The organism is Aeromonas sp. s7(2024), from assembly GCF_040907825.1.
In the GTDB taxonomy this organism is placed as follows: Bacteria; Pseudomonadota; Gammaproteobacteria; order Enterobacterales; family Aeromonadaceae; genus Aeromonas; species Aeromonas veronii.
In genome coordinates this window covers 99234-116529 of sequence record NZ_JBFOCM010000006.1, presented here as the reverse complement: position 1 = coordinate 116529, position 17296 = coordinate 99234, and the positions used below count along the sequence as shown (strand labels likewise).

Genomic DNA, 17296 nt, shown 5'->3' with positions numbered 1-17296 from the left:
CGGATGCCTTTGCATGGATGTAGCACGATGACGACCCCCATAGAGAAAAAACTCACCATCCAGATCCGGGTTGAACCGGGTTGCCTCGGGCCGGATGGCAAGGAGCACATAGAGACCTTCTGTGCTGCTGCCACCAAGATTTTTGCCGCCGTGGAGCCCGAGCTGGTGAGCTGGGTGCTGATCCCCCGCTACGACAAGCAACTACCGGAGCAGGAGTTCTTTATCGAGGGGCGCAAGCTGACCGAAGAGCAGGCGAGCCTTTTTCTGCGCCGCTTCGGCCGCGAACTGGGTGAGGTTCAAGATCGGCTCGATTCTGTGCTGGCCCAGCTGGTCGAGCGCTACTTCAAAACCCTCTAAGCCCCCAATTTTCGATAAAAGGTTCTCTGCTGAGAACCTTTTTTCATGCTCAAAAAGCAAACGTTTGAATTTTTACTCTATTCATTGATCTGCTTCGCAGATCCGGGGTTTGTAAACGGCGCCGCCTGTGTAAAAATGTGCGCGCTGTCACGGTATCAGGACGAGTCTGGTTACTTAACCGCCAGAAACAGGGCAATTTACCCCGCATGGATGGGATAGCCCGTTCCCCTGCTGCTTATTTCACGTCACCTATTGGAATCCAACATGAATCAACAACACCAAGCTGCCAATCAGGCCGCCGGGCAAGGATTGCTTGAGCGCCTGTTTGCCCTGCAAGGCCATGGCACTACCGCCCGCACCGAACTGATCGCCGGCATCACTACCTTCCTGACCATGGTCTATATCGTGTTCGTCAACCCGCAGATCCTCTCTGCGGCCGGCATGGACACCCAGGCAGTCTTTGTCACCACCTGCCTCATCGCCGGTATCGGCAGCATCCTGATGGGCCTCTTGGCCAACCTGCCCATCGCGCTGGCTCCCGCCATGGGCCTCAACGCCTTCTTCGCCTTCGTGGTGGTGGCCGGGATGGGCTACTCCTGGCAAGTGGGTATGGGCACCATCTTCTGGGGCGCCATGGGTCTGTTGATCCTCACCCTGCTGCGAGTACGCTACTGGCTGATCGGCAACATTCCGCTCACCCTGCGGGTCGGCATCACCGCCGGTATCGGTCTGCTGATCGCCCTGCTCGGCCTGCACAACGCCGGGATCGTCGTGGCCAGCCCCGCGACTATGGTGACGGTGGGCAACCTCACTTCCCTGCCCTGCCTGCTGGGTCTGCTCGGCTTCTTCCTGATCTGCATCTTCTCCGCCCGCGGCGTCCACTCTGCCGTGCTGATCGCCATCGTGGTCACCACGGCGCTGGGCTGGCTGTTTGGCGATGTCACCTTCAAGGGCTTTGTCTCCATGCCCCCCAGCATCGAGCCGGTGTTCGGCCAACTGGATCTGATGGGTTCGCTCGACATCAGCCTCGCCGGGATCATCTTCTCCTTTATGCTGGTCAACCTGTTCGACTCCTCCGGCACCCTGATCGGCGTCACCAACCGCGCCAAGCTGGCTGATGACAAGGGGCACTTCCCGCGCATGAAGCAGGCGCTGATGGTCGATAGCGTGAGCTCCGTCGGCGGCGCTTTCATGGGCACCTCCTCGGTTACCGCCTTTATCGAGAGCAGCTCCGGCGTCGCCGTTGGCGGCCGCACTGGTCTGACTGCCATCGTGGTTGGCCTGCTGTTCCTGCTGGCGATCTTCTTCTCTCCGGTCGCCGCCATGGTGCCGGCCTACGCCGCCGCTGGCGCCCTCATTTATGTGGGCGTGCTGATGTGCTCCGAGCTGACCCGGGTGAAGTGGGAAGATCTGACCGAAGCGGTACCGGCCTTTATGACCGCAGTGATGATGCCGTTCAGCTTCTCCATCACCGAGGGGATCGCCGTGGGCTTCATCTCCTACTGCGTGATGAAGGCGGGCACCGGCCGCTGGCGCGAGATCAACCCCTGCGTGCTGGTGGTGGCCCTGCTGTTCGTCCTCAAGTTCGTCTGGGTCGACAGCCACTAAGCGGCACTCTGTCCCAATAAAAATGCCAATCAGCTGACTGGCATTTTTTTTATCCAAAGTATTTTCGGCCTGTGCGCTGGCCATAAAAAAATCCGAAACCAGTGGTTTCGGATTTTTGCTATTCAGTATGTGGCAGAGCGGGGTAATCCCCTCGTCTGCCACATCGGCAGCACTTACTCGGCAGCCATACGGGCTTCGATGTAAGCAAGCGCACGGTCGATACGAGCAAGTACACGCTCTTTGCCGACCAGTGCCATTACGGCGTCGATGGCAGGAGATTGACCCAGACCGGTGACGGCCACACGCAGCGGCATACCAACCTTGCCCATGCCCTGACCCAGCTCGGCGGCGGTCGCTTCAATCAGCTCGTGCAGCGCTTCGGTAGTCCAGCTATCCAGTGCAGCCAGCTTGGTTTTGGCCAGAGCCAGCGGCTCGGCAGCCACGCCGCGCAGGTGCTTCTTGGCAGCCGCTTCGTCGATCGCTTCATACTCTTCGAACAGGTAGCGGCTCTGGGTGGCCATCTCGACCAGGGTGTTGCAGCGCTCGGCCAGCAGGGTGACCACGTCGGCCAGCGCCGGGCCATTGCTGGTGTCGATCTTCTGGTTTTCCATGTGCCATGCCAGATGCTTGGCAACATAAGCCGGATCCAGGCTGCGCATGTAGTGGTTGTTCAACCACAGCAGCTTGTCGGTGTTGAAGGCAGAGGCAGACTTGGAGATGGCATCCAGGCTGAACAGCTTGATCATCTCTTCCAGGCTGAAGATCTCCTGATCGCCGTGGGACCAGCCCAGACGCACCAGATAGTTCAGCAGCGCTTCCGGCAGGTAGCCGTCGTCGCGGTACTGCATCACGGAGACTGCACCGTGGCGCTTGGAGAGCTTGGCACCGTCGTCACCCAGGATCATGGAGACGTGGGCAAACTCCGGCACCGGCGCGTTCAGCGCCTTGTAGATGTTGATCTGGCGCGGGGTGTTGTTGATGTGGTCTTCACCACGCACCACGTGGGTGATCTCCATATCCCAGTCATCGACTACAACACAGAAGTTGTAGGTCGGCGCGCCGTCGGTACGGCGAATGATCAGATCGTCCAGCTCGGTGTTGGCGAACTCGATGCGGCCACGGACATGGTCATCGAACACCACAGAACCTTCGGTCGGGTTGCGGAAGCGGATGACGTGCGGCGCATCGGCCGGGTGATCGTGGGCGTGGTCGCGGCACTTGCCGTCATAACGGGGCTTCTCGCCGTTGGCCATCTGGCCTTCGCGCAGTGCTTCCAGACGCTCTTTGGAGCAGAAGCACTTGTAGGCGCGGCCATCGGCCAGCATCTCGTCGATCAAACCGTTGTAGCGATCGAAGCGCTTGGTCTGGTAGTAGGGGCCCTCATCCCAGTTCAGCTCCAGCCATTCCATGCCCTCAATGATGGCGTCGATCGCCTCCTGAGTGGAACGTTCCAGGTCGGTATCCTCAATACGCAGCACGAACTCACCGCCCTGGTTCTTTGCAAACAACCAGGAATAGAGTGCGGTACGGGCACCGCCGACATGCAAAAAGCCGGTCGGGCTGGGAGCAAAACGGGTTTTGACTTTCATCTTTAAGCCTTGTGTAGAGGGCCTTGGGCCAATTCGTTAAAAAAACCGTCGCATTTTAGCACCGACAATCACGGATGGGAAAACCATGAAGCCATTGCGGGCTAAAGTAGGGGATTAAATTTACTGGCGGGGCGCTTGCCGCCTGATATTTGAAGGGGATCGCAAAACAGAAGTTCTATTTCCTATTTGCTACAACCACTGTCGGCTTCGGTCGATATCCAAATAACACCGCTACTAAAAAGGAAGAGACGATGCAGTTCCGTTCTATCCAGAATCGCATTCTAGTGATGGCCGGGATCGCCATGACCACCGCCTTGGTCATCCTGATCCTGCTCAACCAATACTCGGGTCAGCAGACTCAACAACTCACCATCAGCTCCAGCCGTGAAGCGCTGCAGCAGGAGGCCTGGCAGAAGGTCAGCGCCAATGCCCGCGCCGAGGCGGCCACCATCACCCAACTGCTACAAAAGGCATTGGCATATGACCAACAACTTGCAGGAGTGGTTCAACTGGCCATTTCCAAGGAGCTACCACTGACGCGCCCCAACGTTGTTGCACTAATGAAAAAAACGTTGACCACAGATCCTCAGATATATGGCGTCTTGGCGGGATTTGAGCCCAACGCACTGGACGAGCAAGATAGTAATTATGTCGGCCAGAAGGAGCTGGGCAGTGACAGTAATGGCCGGTTTGTTCCCTATTACTACCGTGACGGGGGTTCTATAGGCACAGACCTGCTTTACTCCATTACCAAAACAGATACCGACAGCTTCGGTAACCCAGCCAACGACTATTACAGTTGCCCCCAACAGCATAAAAGTGCATGCCTTATCGATCCCTATGTATTTGATGTAAATGGCAAGCAAGTCATGCTGAGTACCATCTCATCCCCACTGTTTATTGACGGAGACTTCAAGGGGATCATCGGCGTCGATCTTGAGGTTACTGCCCTTAACCAGCAGGCCAAGAGCCTCAACAATAACATCTATGATGGCCAAGGGGAGACCCTGATCGTCAGCGCAGCTGGTGTGATTACAGGTACCAGCGGCAATGACAATATGCTGGGCAAGCATGCCAAAGAGTTGTTGGGCAACAACTGGAAACAGTACCTGCAACAGCAGGAGCAACGTGAAGAGCTCAACGACAATCTGCGTATTTCTGTACCAATCTCGGTTCCGGGAATGAGCCGCAACTGGGCCATCATCGTCACCCTGCCCTACAAGGTGGTACTGGCGGGCGCCGATCAACTGGAAAACCAGCTCAATGAGATGAACCGGGCCGCGGTGACCCAGCAATTGGTAGGCGCCGTTATCGTACTGGCGCTGGCGCTGGCCACCATGCTGGTGATTGCCCGCAGCATCACTGGCCCCATCCGTCAGATGGTCAGCCTGGTGGATGACATCGCCGATGGTGAAGGGGATCTCACCAAACGTCTCACAACCCGCTCGGTGGATGAGCTGGGGGATCTCGCCAAGGGGATCAACCGCTTTATCGACAAGCTGCAAGGGCTGCTCGGGGATGTGCTCAAGACTGCCAGCGAGGTGAACCGCTACGCTGGTGACACCGATCGCATCGCCGGTCAGACCGACAACAACCTGCAGCACCATCAGGCGGAGATGGAGCAGATGCTGACCGCGGTACAGGAGATGTCCTACGTCAGTCAGGAGGTCGCCACCCACGCCAACAACACCGCCGACTCGGCCAAACAGGCACAAAGCGCGGCGGATCAGGGCAAGGAGCGCTTCCAGCAGGTGATCCAGTCGATGCACAAGGTCGCGGCAGAAGCCGGTAAAGGGGCTGAAGTGGTCGAAGGGCTGGCTCACGACAGCGCCCAGATCACCAGCATCCTCACCGTCATTCAGGGGATTGCCGATCAGACCAACCTGCTGGCTCTCAACGCTGCCATCGAGGCTGCCCGGGCTGGCGAACAGGGCCGCGGCTTTGCGGTAGTAGCCGACGAGGTGCGCAAACTGGCGGGCAATACCCAGCAGGCGGTGCAGAACACCCAGGAGTTGATCGAGAAGATCCGCCTCAGCTCCACCAATGCAGTCAACGCCATCACCCAGAGCCAGCAGCTGACCCATCAGGCAGTGAGCGAAGCGGATCTGGCGGAAGAGGCGCTCGGCAGCATCTACCAGGCCATCTCCACCATCAACGACATGACCTATCAGATCGCTTCCGCCGCCGAAGAGCAGAGCTCGGTCTCAGAAACCGTCTCCGGCAACCTGTCAAAAACCAACGCACTGGCCAACGACATCGCTCAGGATGCGACCGAAACGGCCAAAGCCAGTCAGGCATTGCGTCAGGCGGCCGACAAATTGCAGCAATTATTGGGTCAATTTCGTCTCAGCTGATAATTTTCCGCCTCAGGACTCTCCCCCTCGGGGGCGAGTCCGTTTACCATAGGCTACGAATTTGCCTGATGGCAGGCAATGTAGTGAGAGGTAAATGCCGTGCCCACCCCGGACCGTCGCCCACGAGGCCATAACAGACGAGCCCAGCAGCGTCGCCAAGACGAATCACAAGGATCCCTGCTCCATCGCATCAATGCCGCGACCCTGTCCCTGCGCCAACGTTTTGGCCAAGGGATGAGCAACCTCGGTCAACGCCGCCAGGATGCCAAAGCAGGCAAATTCAAGCTGTCCAGCCCGCTGCCCCGCAAAAACACCATAGGTCTGCTGATCCTGATCCCGCTCTGGTTGCTGGTGCTGGCCTGGGAGCCAGCACCATCCGCTCCCAAAGCAGCCCCTTCCGGCTCGCTGGAAGTGCCGCTGGCCGTGCCTGCTCAAGCTCTAACTGTCGGTAATGGCGCGGCAGGCGGTGCGCCCGCGGCAGCCAAGCCGGTCGAAGAGAAGGTCAACGGTACCTGGCTGCAACACGATGTGCAGGCGGGTGAGACCCTCTACTCCATCTGGCGTAAATTCGAGTTGCCGGGTGCCGAGCTGAGCCGCCTGATCGCCATCGAGGGGCCGGATCGCCCCCTGACCCGCCTGCAATCGGGCCGCTCTATCTTCATCCTGGTGGACGACACCCGCCGCATCCAGCGGGTGGAGATCCGCTCCTACGGTCAGGCGGTCTACCGTTATGACCGGCAGGGCGAAGGATTCGCCCTCAAGGAATAACAAAAACGGGAGGCGCTGGCCTCCCGTTTTTTTTCAGTCAAATATCTTCAAATAAGCTACTGACTTCACAATATTTTTAGCTTGTTCAAAAAACGAAAGGGGTCAAATTGACAAGGATCGGCGCTAACGTACAATCGTTTGTGCTTTAGACAGGGATTGTTCTGCGTGCTACTGGGACAAAGAGACGTGGTCAGTCATGAGCCAACCCCTGCTTGCAAGGCAAATGCAGCCCAGCACGGGCTTAGTTTCATTTTGTTATTGATAGGATTTAGCACATGTCTGACATTCGCACCGGCCAGGTAAAATGGTTCAACGAAACCAAGGGTTTTGGCTTTATTGAACAATCCCAGGGTCCGGACGTATTCGTTCACTTCTCCTCCATCCAGAGCACCGGTTTCAAAACCCTGGCTGAAGGTCAAAAAGTCCAGTTCACTGTGACCCAGGGCAAAAAAGGCCCTCAGGCTGAGAACGTTACTCTGGTCTAAGCCCGCGCCAGTGAATCATGCAGGAGGAGCCAAGGCCCCTCCTCTTTTTTGCCCGCAATTCTTCCTGCCAACCACCTTTCCCTCGTACAACCCGCACAATGAACTCATACCGCCTTCCTGTTTGCAGGAGGTGGCAGAGACACGCTGAGTAAACGCCAGATACGACAAAGCATCGCAGCGCGATGTGAGGGGTAATTCAAAGGGATTATGAAAACTTCGAAGAGAGATTGGAGCGGGAAACGAGACTCGAACTCGCGACCCCGACCTTGGCAAGGTCGTGCTCTACCAACTGAGCTATTCCCGCAACAGAATGTCATTTACAAGTGATTGGAGCGGGAAACGAGACTCGAACTCGCGACCCCGACCTTGGCAAGGTCGTGCTCTACCAACTGAGCTATTCCCGCAACGGAATGTCACTTACAAATGTTTGGAGCGGGAAACGAGACTCGAACTCGCGACCCCGACCTTGGCAAGGTCGTGCTCTACCAACTGAGCTATTCCCGCAACAGAATGTCATCTGCAAGTGATTGGAGCGGGAAACGAGACTCGAACTCGCGACCCCGACCTTGGCAAGGTCGTGCTCTACCAACTGAGCTATTCCCGCATCGGAATATCACTTACAAATTTTTGGAGCGGGAAACGAGACTCGAACTCGCGACCCCGACCTTGGCAAGGTCGTGCTCTACCAACTGAGCTATTCCCGCAACAATTTGGTTGTCTTGAGGCTGGCTGATGATTGGAGCGGGAAACGAGACTCGAACTCGCGACCCCGACCTTGGCAAGGTCGTGCTCTACCAACTGAGCTATTCCCGCATCGGGCTGGTTTGCACCAGTGTCATCATCAGATTTTTGGAGCGGGAAACGAGACTCGAACTCGCGACCCCGACCTTGGCAAGGTCGTGCTCTACCAACTGAGCTATTCCCGCAACTACCTTAAAACAGGCCGTACAGCATTTGGTTGCTTGCGCTACTGTACGGGAGCCGAATTATAAGAGCAGTCATTCCAATTGCAAGGGCTTTTTTGTCTGGTTGCGCGCGTTCGCTCAAAAGCTGGCCGAACTGTCGATTTTAGCAGCCAGAGTATGACAACCCCTTGCCGGGGAATCAGATCTTGAAGACGTGGCTGCGATAGAACTGCAGCTCGGCGATGGATTCACGGATGTCGTCCAGCGCCTGGTGGGTGCCGCTCTTCTTGAACTGATCCAGCAGTTCCGGCTGCCAGCGGCGTACCAGCTCCTTGATGGTGCTGACGTCGACGTTGCGGTAGTGGAAGAAGGCTTCCAGATCGCTCATGTGCTTGACCATGAAGCGGCGATCCTGACCGATGCTGTTGCCGCACAGCGGGCTGGTGCGCTCCGGCACCCACTGGCGAATGAACGCGAGGGTCTCGGCAATGGCTTTCGCCTCATCGTGCTGGCTCGCCTTGACCCGGGCCACCAGACCGCTCTTGGTATGGGTGTTGACGTTCCACTCGTCCATCTTGGCAAGCTCTTCATCGCTTTGGTGGATGGCGATGACAGGCCCTTCGGCCAGTACGTTCAGATCCTTGTCGGTGACTATGGTGGCAATCTCCAGTACCACGTTCTCTTCGGGGTCCAGACCCGTCATCTCCATGTCGATCCATACCAGGTTCTGCGCGCTGACTGTCATGATTGCTCTCTCTATTGGGAGGAATGGCGGAATTTTGCCAATTTGCATGTATCATACTGGCTTTGGATCTGTTCATAAACTGGCGAATCGAGTGGCAAAGAAAGCAAAACTCAATCTGGGTCAACAAAGGCGCGTCCAGGCCAACCGCGAACGGCGGCTGCAAAAAGGTCACTCCACAGTGGTGGATGACACCCTGTTTGGCCCCGCCATCGAAGGGGTGGTGATCAGTCGTTTTGGTCAGCACGCAGACGTGGAAGCGGTCGATGGCACCATCCACCGCAGCAACCTGCGGCGCAGCAGCATCAGCAGTCTGGTGTGCGGCGACAAAGTGGTGTGGCGTCCCGGCCTCAATGCCGCGACAGCGGGCGTCATCGAGGCGGTGCATCCGCGCCACTCGGTACTGACCCGGCCGGACTTCTACGACGGTGTCAAACCCATCGCCGCCAATATCGACCAGATCATCATCGTCTCGGCGGTGATGCCCGAGTTCTCCACCAACATCGTCGACCGCTATCTGGTGGCCGCCGAGGATGTGGAGATCCGCCCCCTCATCGTGCTGAACAAGGTCGATATGCTTGATGATGTCGCCAGAGCGCGCATCGAAAGCCAGCTCGAAACCTACCGCAAGCTCAATTACGAGGTGCTGCTGGTGAGCTGCGAGAGCGGTGAAGGGCTCGATGAGCTGAAAGCCAAGCTCACCGACAAGATCAGCATCTTCGTCGGCCAGTCCGGGGTGGGCAAATCCTCGCTCACCAACGCCCTGATGCCGGGGCTGGATGTGCTCACAGGCGAGATCTCCGAAAACTCGGGGCTCGGCCAGCACACTACCACCACGGCGCGGCTCTACCACTTCCCGAGCGGTGGCGATCTGATCGACTCCCCCGGAATCCGCGAGTTCGCCCTCTGGCATCTGGAAGCCGACCGCATCACCTGGTGCTTCGTCGAGTTTCGCGACTATCTGGGTGGCTGCAAGTTCCGCGACTGTACCCACAAGGACGATCCCGGCTGTGCCCTGCGAGCCGCGGTCGACGCGGGCGCTATCAGCGCCGATCGCTTCCACAACTATCACCGCATCCTGGAAACCATGCAGGAAGCCCGTCACGGTCGCCAACAGGCGCGCCTGTGACCCTAATAAACCTACGTTGATGATGAACATGAGCATTACTGACAACCTGAAAATTGCCGGTCAATACTGTCTGCCCAAGCACGCCCTCTCCCGTCTGATCGGCAAGTTTGCCGCCGCCGAAGCGGGCAACATCACCACCAGGGTGATCGAGGCCTTTATCAAGCAGTATCAGGTCGACATGAGTGAGGCGCTGCACGAGAGCCCGGCCCACTACAAGAGCTTCAACGAATTCTTCACTCGCGAGCTCAAGCCCGGTATCCGCCCCGTGGTAGAAGATGCCCTGACCCTGGCGCTGCCGGTGGATGGCACCGTCAGCCAGCTCGGTCCGATCCAGCAGGGTCGCATCATTCAGGCCAAGGGCCACGACTACAGCGCTCGCGAGCTGCTGGGCGGCTATGAGGATCTGGTTGCGCCGTTCAAGGATGGCGACTTCGCCACCATCTATCTGGCGCCCAAGGATTACCACCGCATCCACATGCCGCTGGACGGCGTGCTGGAGAGCATGGTGTTCGTGCCGGGGGATCTCTTCTCTGTCAACCCGCTCACCGCCGAGAACGTGCCCAACCTGTTTGCCCGCAACGAGCGGGTGGTCGCCACCTTCCGCACTCCGCACGGCCCGATGGCGCTGGTGCTGGTCGGTGCCACTATCGTGGCCAGCATCGAGACCATCTGGGCCGGCAACATTGCGCCGACCAAAGAGAAGAAGGTGGTGCGCTGGGACTACACCGGCGATGAGGCCATTACCCTGCAGAAAGGCGCCGAGATGGGCCTGTTCAAGCTGGGCAGCACCGTGGTCTGCCTGTTTGGCCCGGGCATGCTGGCCGGTTTCGAACCTCACTTGGCCAACGGTGTCACCACCCGCATGGGTCAGCCCTTTGCCAAGCTGGCGGAGCAGGCATGAGCGAGCAACCGAACGCCTCGCAGAAAAACAACCCGCTGCACGGGCTGACGCTGGAAGCCATCGTCACCGCACTGGTCGAGCACTATGGCTGGGAAGAGCTGGGGCAGCAGATCAATATCCGCTGCTTCACCGATAATCCCAGCATCAAGTCCAGCCTGAAGTTCTTGCGCAAGACCCCCTGGGCTCGGGAGAAGGTCGAAAGCCTCTACCTCTACGTCCAGCGCAAGCAAGCCAAATCGAAGAAGGAAGGGCAAGATGGCCTTTAAGATTACGTACACCTATAAAAAACAGGCCAAAGAGATCGGCTACGCGAACGACAAGTTCCGCAGCATCTACGATGCCATCGCAGCTGCCGAAGGGCTGGATCTCACCAGTTTTCACGCCATGGAGGCCCAGCTGGCTCAGGTTTGTCGCCGCGACAAGAAAAGCGTGAAGGATTACCAGGAGAACTACTTCAAAGAGTTGGGATTCTCCAACATCGTCATCGAACGGGATCTTCTGGAGTAACCATGCGCACCTTGACTCTGATGGCCGCCTCTCTGCTGCTGGCGGCATGCAGTACACCGGAACAACATCTGGTGGGCGGCGATCGCGACAGCCACGGCTGTATCGGCAGTGCGGGCTATCAGTGGTCAGCGCTGACTGGCAAATGTGTGCGCCTGTTTGAAGAGGGTGTACGGCTCAATCCGACCGATGCCAGCCAGACCAGCAGCGCCTTCGTGCTGTTCAACACCGACCAGACGCAGGCCGAACTGCATCTGCCAAGCGGCGAGCAACACCTGCTGACCCGTCAAGGTGCGGAGGGCAACTGGTCGTGGCAGGGCAGCGGCTACACCCTCTTTATCTGGAAGGGTTATGTGCTCAAGCACGGTGACAAGGCGCTCTATCACGGGGAATAACCCCGAGGGATATCGCACTGCGTGGTATCGGCACGATACCCGCGAAAAAATGCCGACCCAAGGGGTCGGCATTTTTGTATCTGACACAATCGGTTATCAGGCGCGGCTGAGGTAATCGGCCTGCCCTACCCACTTGTAGCTGGTAAGCTCGGCCAGCCCCATGGGGCCACGGGCATGCAGCATCTGGGTCGACACCGCTACCTCCGCCCCCAACCCAAACTGGCCACCATCGGTGAAACGGGTCGAGGCGTTGACATAGACAGCCGCCGAGCCGGCGCCATTGACAAAACGCTCGGCATTGGCCAAATCATTGGTCAGGATGGCATCGGAGTGGCCGGCGTTGTGCTCGCGCATATGGGCCAGCGCCTCGTTCACATCCGCCACCAACTTGACCCCCAGGGTCAGCCCGAGCCACTCGGTATCGAAATCCTCCGGCCCCGCCTCGCACAAGTTGTCGGCACCCGCCAGCAGCGGCATGGCGTTGGGCGCGGCCACAAGCGTCACCTTGCGCTCGTTCATCAGCGTCACCAGTTGCGGCAGGAAGGTGGCAGCCACCTTCTCGTGTACCAGCAAGGTATCGAGGGCATTGCAAGCGGAGGGGCGTTGCACCTTGGCGTTGTCGATAACCGCCAGAGAGCGCACCAGATCGGCACTCTCGTCGACGAAAATATGGCTGATACCGAACCCGCCGATGATGACCGGGATGGAGCTGTTCTCCTTGCACATCTTGTGCAGGCCCGCGCCACCACGGGGGATGATCATGTCCACATAGCGGTCTAGGCGCAGCAACTCGCCGACCAGCGCCCGATCCGGGTTGTCGATGTACTGCACCGCCGCCTCGGGCAGACCGGAGGCCGCCAAGGCATGCTGGATCACCCGCACCAGCTCCAGATTGGAGTGGAAGGTCTCGCGCCCGCCGCGGAGTATGCTGGCGTTGCCGGTCTTGAGGCAGAGGCTGGCGATGTCGATGGTGACGTTGGGTCGCGCCTCGTAGATGACGCCGATAACCCCGATGGGCACCCGACGACGGGAGAGCCGCAGGCCATTTTCCAGCACTCGGCTATCCATTTCGGCGCCGACCGGATCGTCCAGCGTGATCACCTTGCGCACATCCGCCACAATCCCGGCCAGCCGGGCCGGATTGAGCAGCAGGCGATCCAGCATCGCCTCTGACAAGCCAGCCTCACGGCCGGCGGCAATATCTTTCGCGTTTGCAGCGAGGATCTGCTCGCTGCGCGCCTCAAGCTCGTCGGCAATGGCGGCCAGCGCCCGATTCTTCTGCGCCGTGCTGATGGTAGCCAGCTGATAGGCGGCTTCTCGGGCCGCCTGCCCCATTTTCTCCAGACTCATCTAGGTTCCCTTTTGTTCATGCCGTGCCGCCCTGATTAGAGCAGCACCATATCGTCTCGATGGATGGCTACTGAACCATATCCATAGCCCAGTACCTGCTCAATCTGATCCGAGTGGACGCCACGCAGCTTGTCCAGCTCCAGATGGTCGTAACGGCAGATGCCACGCGCCAACTCAGCGCCTTTGGGATCGAGAATGCGCACCACATCGCCCCGAATAAAGTCGCCCCTGACCGCCACAATCCCCTTGGGCAGCAGGCTGGAGCCTTTCTCCTTCATGGCGGCGACAGCCCCCTGATCCACATGCACTTCGCCGTGAGGGGGCGGGCCTGCCAGGATCCAGCTCTTGCGCCCTTCCAGCGGGGAGGCCAGCGCCGGGAACAGGGTACCAATACGCTCGCCCTTGGCGAGACGGCCGATCACCTCCGGCATCTGGCCGGTCGCGATTACCACGTTGACGCCGGCGCGGCGTGCCACATCGGCGGCTTGCAGCTTGGTAGCCATGCCGCCGGTGCCGAGGCCACTGACACTGTCACCCGCCAGCGAGCGCAGGGTATCGTCGATGGTCTGCACCTCTTCAATAAGCTGGGCGTCGGGATTGGTGCGCGGATCGGCGGTAAACAGCCCCTTCTGGTCTGTCAGCAGGATCAGCAGATCCGCATCCGCCAGAATGGCGGCCCGTGCGGAGAGGTTGTCGTTGTCGCCGACCTTGATCTCGGCGATCGCCACCGCATCGTTTTCGTTGATCACCGGAATAATGCGGTGATCGAGCAGGGTTCGCATGGTGTCGCGGGCGTTGAGGTAGCGCTCCCGATCTTCCAGATCGGCGCGGGTCAGCAGCATCTGGCCGATATGCAGACCGTAGAGGTTGAACAGATCTTGCCATACCCGAATAAGCTGGGTCTGACCAACCGCCGCCAGCATCTGCTTGTTGGGCAGGGTTGGCGCCAGTGGCGGGTGACCCAGATGTTCACGCCCGGCGGCGATAGCCCCTGATGTGACGACCACGACCCGATGGCCGTGACGGTGCAAGGCCGCACACTGTCTGACCAGCTCGACCATATGGGCACGATTGAGCTGGGAAGACCCCCCTGTGAGCACGCTGGTGCCCAACTTGACGACTATGGTTCTGTTTTCCATGGGAGCATAAAGGCTAAAAAGTAAGGAATATCTTTATACCCACGGCCATGGTGCCCTGCAAGGCAATTAACGCCGGGGGTGAGGAGATGAAGCAAAGGCCCGGATGATTGCGGTCGGAAGGGGAGATGGCTGACTGATGGCCCGGCAAACAGCAGGATGCTGCTCGCCGGGCATCAGGGATCAAGCAGCGGTCACGGTCAACTCATTGGTGACCTGATCCGCTGGCGCTAACTGACACTCCAGAGCCGTCAGTTTGTCGCTGATGAGCTTGTAGAAACGGTTGAGGGTCCGCTCCACTTCTACCTGGTGCTTCTTGGGGATCGGCTTGTCCAGCCACTCACCATCAGCATTGTAGAAACCGAGCTGATAGTGGTAACGGAAGTGGTGATCGTCCTGCTCCAGCACCAGCCACCAGCCCCAGAACTCCCGTTTGTCCGGCGCCGGCTTGGCGCTGACGCAGACCGACAGGCAGTCGAAACGATAACGCCCCTCTTCGCAGAGATCTTCGCGCAAATAGGGGCCAATGGCAGCAAACTGCCTCAGCAGTCGCTTGTAGGTCACTCTTTCAGACATGTTAACCTCCCTGTTAAACAAGCCGCGCCACCTCGGGATGGCGTCAGTTCTTTAGCGCAATATCAGGTACACAAATGCTGTTTCAGCCACTCGACGATTTCGTCCAGTGCCTTGTCATACACCTCCAGCAAAGGCTGTTTGTCGAATACGATGGCCTTGCCGTTACGACTGGCCGCCGCCAATGCCCGTACATCCTGCTCGGGACAGATAAAATCTCGCTTGTGTCCAATACTCAATATCGGCACTGAAGTGCGAGTCCCCAGTAATCCTTGAGTTTTAAGTGAAAAAACCTGGCACTTGGTACGCATGCCATCCCACTGCGCCGCATCCGCCCCCAACCGGTTGGCCAGACTGTCCCGCATCATGCGCGGACACTTGGCAAACAGCTCCTGATTGGTAAACACCTGATTGACCCCGGCGCCGACACAAACCACGGTGCGCAGCTTGAAGGGTTCGATAAAGGCCAGTCTGGCTGCGATATTGCCCGCCAGACGCATCCCCACCATGGCGATACGCTGATGATCGACCCAGGCCACTTCGGAGAGATAATGGAGCACCGCCTGATGGAGACGGCTGGTATCCTGCACCAGCGGCCAATGCTCGGCATAGCCAACCCCGGGCATATCGAGGGAGAGCATGCCGATACCGTTGGGCTCGAGCCGTTTGAGATAGAAGTTGAGGAAATCGAGCTGCAGGGAGTCGATCCCGCCGCTGATGATCACCAGCGGCACCGGTTTTTCGGTCGTCGGCAGGTGGAGATAGCCCTGAATATGCTTGCCGCGAAAAGGCACCTGGATCTCTTTGAGCGGCACCTTGAACAGGCGACCCGCCTCGCGATAGGCCATGTTGCCAAGCAGCTGGGCCTGATCCGCCAGCTCGTCATCCTTGAGATGGGGATAGCTGGCGATGGAGTAGTAGCGCACCGCCTTGAGCAGCTGTTTCAAGGCGCCAGAAGGATCCCCTTTCTCGCGCAGTTCGCGGCCCTGCTTGAAATAGTTGCCAGCCACCTGGCTCCATTCGTAGATCCAGTTGCCGGGCACATAGCCCTTGATGGTATCGAGATAGCAGTCATGGGTGCGCTCGCCGGTCGCCATGGCGATGCGGGCTAGGGTCTGCTCCACTTCGATGGGATCAGCCCCCTGCCAGGTCCAGGAGGGGCGGCGCAGCAGGCGATACCAGCTCTTTGACATGGATCCGTCGATAAACATCTCGTCTGACTCGGCTTGCGCCAGATCAGCCGCACTGGAGTTGGAGATCTCGGATGTTTCCAATACCTTCTTGACGCGGGTAAAGAGCTGTTCGGTCAGGTTTAGGTCTTCGTTCAAGTCCAAGATAGTGTCCCATTCATATCAGGCAATAGCTCATCTTAACCACTTTTACTGCCCATCAGCCACCCTGCAACAGATTGATACACAAAAAAACAGGGCTCCAAATTGGAGCCCTGTGAAACCATTATTGCCGGTCGCGACCAATGGACGCAGTGAGCGTCACATCCCGATCCCGTTACTTTTCGTCGCAGATCGGTGTGGCGAACTCCAGTGCCATATCCCACGGCTGTTCGATCCAAGTATCCTGCGGGATCGCCACTTCGAAATCATCCAGCAGCGCTTCGCCCATCGGCTTGGCGAAAATCGCGATGAATTTGGCTTTCGGGTAGAGCTCGCGGATCGCCTTGGCGGTAGTGCCGGTGTCCACCAGATCTTCCACCACCAGCCAGCCTTCGCCGTCACCGGCGGTGGTGGCAGCCTTCACGACCACCAGCTCGCGCTGGCTGTCATGGTCATAGCTGGAGATGCAGAGGGTTTCAACATTACGAATGCCAAGTTCACGGGCCATCAGGGCTGCGGGCACCAGGCCACCACGGCTGACCGCGATGATACCTTTCCACTGGCTGACAGGCAGCTGACGACGGGCCAGACGGCGAGCTTCACGTTGCAGGTTGTCCCACGACACATAGAACTTTTTCGGCATGTTATCGATCTCGAATAGTTATTTAAAAACAATCACTTAAAATAACAACATCCGCAATTATCCCTGCGGATGCCAGTAAATAGCGGCCCTTGCCCGACTGAATTCAGATTGCACTTCGGCTGCCTCAGGGCTAAGCCTCGGCAGCAAATCTGATAACAATGGAAGCAAGATGGGCTTATCCGGCGATCGGTTAGATGATGTGTCCAAACCGCGGACAGGCTGTTGGGCCGATATGATAGCACCGTTTGCAGAGAAAATGCCTGGCAAACGTATGCCAAAAACAGGAAAAATCGGCATCACCCTCTCCATTCGGCACATCTCGAGCGCCAAACGACTAACCTGTCATCCCTGCTGCCGAGTCCAAATGGGCTGTGCGGCAAATCGCAGATAAAAAAATAGCAGGGGGAGGATTTACCTCACGCACCTGCTGCTTTCTCGCCTCTGCCTGGTTGGGCAGCTCGTCTTAGCGACGAGTGACGAAGGGGTTAGGGTAGCTGAAACCCTGGGTATACAAAGAGGGGGCAAA

The 17296-nt window shown here is 58.3% G+C and carries 17 protein-coding genes and 7 tRNA genes; 10 read left to right on the top strand and 14 right to left on the bottom strand.

The features are described from left to right. Positions 1–27 precede the first annotated feature (27 nt). Positions 28–357 (top strand): hypothetical protein, encoded by a 330-nt coding sequence (locus AB5Y73_RS01420; RefSeq protein WP_064337236.1) that lies wholly within the window; start codon positions 28–30, stop codon positions 355–357. A gap of 264 nt (positions 358–621) precedes the next feature. Continuing rightward, positions 622–1965 (top strand): NCS2 family permease, encoded by a 1344-nt coding sequence (locus AB5Y73_RS01415; RefSeq protein ID WP_107682571.1) that lies wholly within the window; start codon positions 622–624, stop codon positions 1963–1965. A gap of 173 nt (positions 1966–2138) precedes the next feature. Here AB5Y73_RS01415 and gltX read toward each other — a convergent pair whose 3' ends face one another. After that, positions 2139–3554: a glutamate--tRNA ligase gene (gene gltX, locus AB5Y73_RS01410; protein WP_107682572.1), complete on the bottom strand. Its 1416-nt coding sequence runs from the start codon at positions 3552–3554 to the stop codon at positions 2139–2141. A gap of 251 nt (positions 3555–3805) precedes the next feature. On the opposite strand from gltX, the gene AB5Y73_RS01405 reads away from it, so the two are divergent. The 3 genes from AB5Y73_RS01405 (at position 3806) to AB5Y73_RS01395 (ending at position 7161) form a co-directional block, all read left to right on the top strand. After that, a complete protein-coding gene (locus AB5Y73_RS01405; RefSeq protein ID WP_107682573.1) occupies positions 3806–5908 on the top strand; it encodes a methyl-accepting chemotaxis protein in 2103 nt (700 codons plus the stop codon). A 99-nt stretch (positions 5909–6007) separates the two neighbouring features. After that, positions 6008–6676, top strand: a complete 669-nt coding sequence (locus AB5Y73_RS01400; RefSeq protein ID WP_005338970.1) for a LysM-like peptidoglycan-binding domain-containing protein — start codon at positions 6008–6010, stop codon at positions 6674–6676. 275 nt (positions 6677–6951) lie between these two features. Continuing rightward, entirely contained in the window at positions 6952–7161 is a 210-nt protein-coding gene (locus tag AB5Y73_RS01395; protein ID WP_005338972.1) for a cold-shock protein, read from the top strand. Positions 7162–7389: 228 nt separating this feature from the next. Here the strand turns inward: AB5Y73_RS01395 and AB5Y73_RS01390 are convergent. From AB5Y73_RS01390 to orn, 8 genes are all read right to left on the bottom strand, one after another. Continuing rightward, positions 7390–7465: transfer RNA gene (locus tag AB5Y73_RS01390), tRNA-Gly, on the bottom strand. 24 nt (positions 7466–7489) lie between these two features. Next, positions 7490–7565, bottom strand: a tRNA-Gly gene (locus AB5Y73_RS01385). Positions 7566–7589: 24 nt separating this feature from the next. Beyond that, positions 7590–7665 (bottom strand) — tRNA-Gly (locus AB5Y73_RS01380). Between the two features lie 24 nt (positions 7666–7689). Then, positions 7690–7765, bottom strand: a tRNA-Gly gene (locus tag AB5Y73_RS01375). A 24-nt stretch (positions 7766–7789) separates the two neighbouring features. Further along, positions 7790–7865, bottom strand: a tRNA-Gly gene (locus tag AB5Y73_RS01370). 33 nt (positions 7866–7898) lie between these two features. Next, a tRNA-Gly gene (locus tag AB5Y73_RS01365) sits at positions 7899–7974 on the bottom strand. Between the two features lie 37 nt (positions 7975–8011). Beyond that, positions 8012–8087 (bottom strand) — tRNA-Gly (locus AB5Y73_RS01360). A gap of 178 nt (positions 8088–8265) precedes the next feature. Beyond that, positions 8266–8811 carry an oligoribonuclease gene (orn, locus tag AB5Y73_RS01355; protein WP_101151024.1) on the bottom strand — a complete coding sequence of 182 codons (546 nt, stop codon included), beginning with the start codon at positions 8809–8811 and terminating at the stop codon, positions 8266–8268. 91 nt (positions 8812–8902) lie between these two features. Between orn and rsgA the strand changes: the two genes are divergently transcribed. From rsgA to AB5Y73_RS01330, 5 genes are read left to right on the top strand one after another with little or no spacing between them, the layout of a single operon-like run. Continuing rightward, the gene (gene rsgA, locus AB5Y73_RS01350) at positions 8903–9937 is read left to right on the top strand and encodes a small ribosomal subunit biogenesis GTPase RsgA (protein ID WP_162895398.1); all 1035 of its coding nucleotides are present in this window, start codon (positions 8903–8905) and stop codon (positions 9935–9937) included. Between the two features lie 28 nt (positions 9938–9965). Continuing rightward, on the top strand, positions 9966–10838 hold the full coding sequence (asd, locus tag AB5Y73_RS01345; RefSeq protein ID WP_042080746.1) for an archaetidylserine decarboxylase: 873 nt from the start codon (positions 9966–9968) through the stop codon (positions 10836–10838). After that, positions 10835–11104 (top strand): VF530 family DNA-binding protein, encoded by a 270-nt coding sequence (locus tag AB5Y73_RS01340; RefSeq protein WP_005349372.1) that lies wholly within the window; start codon positions 10835–10837, stop codon positions 11102–11104. Before asd ends, AB5Y73_RS01340 begins: the two co-directional genes overlap by 4 nt. Next, a complete protein-coding gene (locus tag AB5Y73_RS01335; RefSeq protein WP_107682575.1) occupies positions 11094–11345 on the top strand; it encodes a DUF2960 domain-containing protein in 252 nt (83 codons plus the stop codon). Before AB5Y73_RS01340 ends, AB5Y73_RS01335 begins: the two co-directional genes overlap by 11 nt. 2 nt (positions 11346–11347) lie before the next feature. After that, on the top strand, positions 11348–11737 hold the full coding sequence (locus AB5Y73_RS01330) for a hypothetical protein (RefSeq protein WP_107682576.1): 390 nt from the start codon (positions 11348–11350) through the stop codon (positions 11735–11737). A 96-nt stretch (positions 11738–11833) separates the two neighbouring features. Here the strand turns inward: AB5Y73_RS01330 and AB5Y73_RS01325 are convergent, their stop codons facing one another. The 5 genes from AB5Y73_RS01325 to gpt form a co-directional block, all read right to left on the bottom strand. Continuing rightward, entirely contained in the window at positions 11834–13087 is a 1254-nt protein-coding gene (locus AB5Y73_RS01325; RefSeq protein ID WP_107682577.1) for a glutamate-5-semialdehyde dehydrogenase, read from the bottom strand. A 35-nt stretch (positions 13088–13122) separates the two neighbouring features. After that, positions 13123–14226: a glutamate 5-kinase gene (gene proB, locus AB5Y73_RS01320; protein ID WP_107682578.1), complete on the bottom strand. Its 1104-nt coding sequence runs from the start codon at positions 14224–14226 to the stop codon at positions 13123–13125. A gap of 180 nt (positions 14227–14406) precedes the next feature. Beyond that, positions 14407–14799, bottom strand: coding sequence for a sigma factor-binding protein Crl (crl, locus tag AB5Y73_RS01315; RefSeq protein WP_005339003.1), 393 nt, complete (start codon positions 14797–14799; stop codon positions 14407–14409). Positions 14800–14861: 62 nt separating this feature from the next. Next, positions 14862–16130: an esterase FrsA gene (frsA, locus tag AB5Y73_RS01310; protein ID WP_005349360.1), complete on the bottom strand. Its 1269-nt coding sequence runs from the start codon at positions 16128–16130 to the stop codon at positions 14862–14864. Between the two features lie 172 nt (positions 16131–16302). Continuing rightward, the gene (gpt, locus tag AB5Y73_RS01305) at positions 16303–16770 is read right to left on the bottom strand and encodes a xanthine phosphoribosyltransferase (protein ID WP_005339007.1); all 468 of its coding nucleotides are present in this window, start codon (positions 16768–16770) and stop codon (positions 16303–16305) included. Between the last annotated feature and the right edge of the window lie 526 nt (positions 16771–17296).

Excerpts from the sequence above, each read along its gene's own strand:
- AB5Y73_RS01420 (WP_064337236.1), top strand. The coding sequence starts at position 28 with ATGACGACCCCCATAGAGAAAAAACTCACCATCCAGATCCGGGTTGAA.
- AB5Y73_RS01415 (WP_107682571.1), top strand. The coding sequence starts at position 622 with ATGAATCAACAACACCAAGCTGCCAATCAGGCCGCCGGGCAAGGATTG.
- gltX (WP_107682572.1), bottom strand. The coding sequence starts at position 3,554 with ATGAAAGTCAAAACCCGTTTTGCTCCCAGCCCGACCGGCTTTTTGCAT.
- AB5Y73_RS01405 (WP_107682573.1), top strand. The coding sequence starts at position 3,806 with ATGCAGTTCCGTTCTATCCAGAATCGCATTCTAGTGATGGCCGGGATC.
- AB5Y73_RS01395 (WP_005338972.1), top strand. The coding sequence starts at position 6,952 with ATGTCTGACATTCGCACCGGCCAGGTAAAATGGTTCAACGAAACCAAG.
- orn (WP_101151024.1), bottom strand. The coding sequence starts at position 8,811 with ATGACAGTCAGCGCGCAGAACCTGGTATGGATCGACATGGAGATGACG.
- asd (WP_042080746.1), top strand. The coding sequence starts at position 9,966 with ATGAGCATTACTGACAACCTGAAAATTGCCGGTCAATACTGTCTGCCC.
- AB5Y73_RS01340 (WP_005349372.1), top strand. The coding sequence starts at position 10,835 with ATGAGCGAGCAACCGAACGCCTCGCAGAAAAACAACCCGCTGCACGGG.
- AB5Y73_RS01335 (WP_107682575.1), top strand. The coding sequence starts at position 11,094 with ATGGCCTTTAAGATTACGTACACCTATAAAAAACAGGCCAAAGAGATC.
- AB5Y73_RS01330 (WP_107682576.1), top strand. The coding sequence starts at position 11,348 with ATGCGCACCTTGACTCTGATGGCCGCCTCTCTGCTGCTGGCGGCATGC.
- AB5Y73_RS01325 (WP_107682577.1), bottom strand. The coding sequence starts at position 13,087 with ATGAGTCTGGAGAAAATGGGGCAGGCGGCCCGAGAAGCCGCCTATCAG.
- proB (WP_107682578.1), bottom strand. The coding sequence starts at position 14,226 with ATGGAAAACAGAACCATAGTCGTCAAGTTGGGCACCAGCGTGCTCACA.
- crl (WP_005339003.1), bottom strand. The coding sequence starts at position 14,799 with ATGTCTGAAAGAGTGACCTACAAGCGACTGCTGAGGCAGTTTGCTGCC.
- gpt (WP_005339007.1), bottom strand. The coding sequence starts at position 16,770 with ATGCCGAAAAAGTTCTATGTGTCGTGGGACAACCTGCAACGTGAAGCT.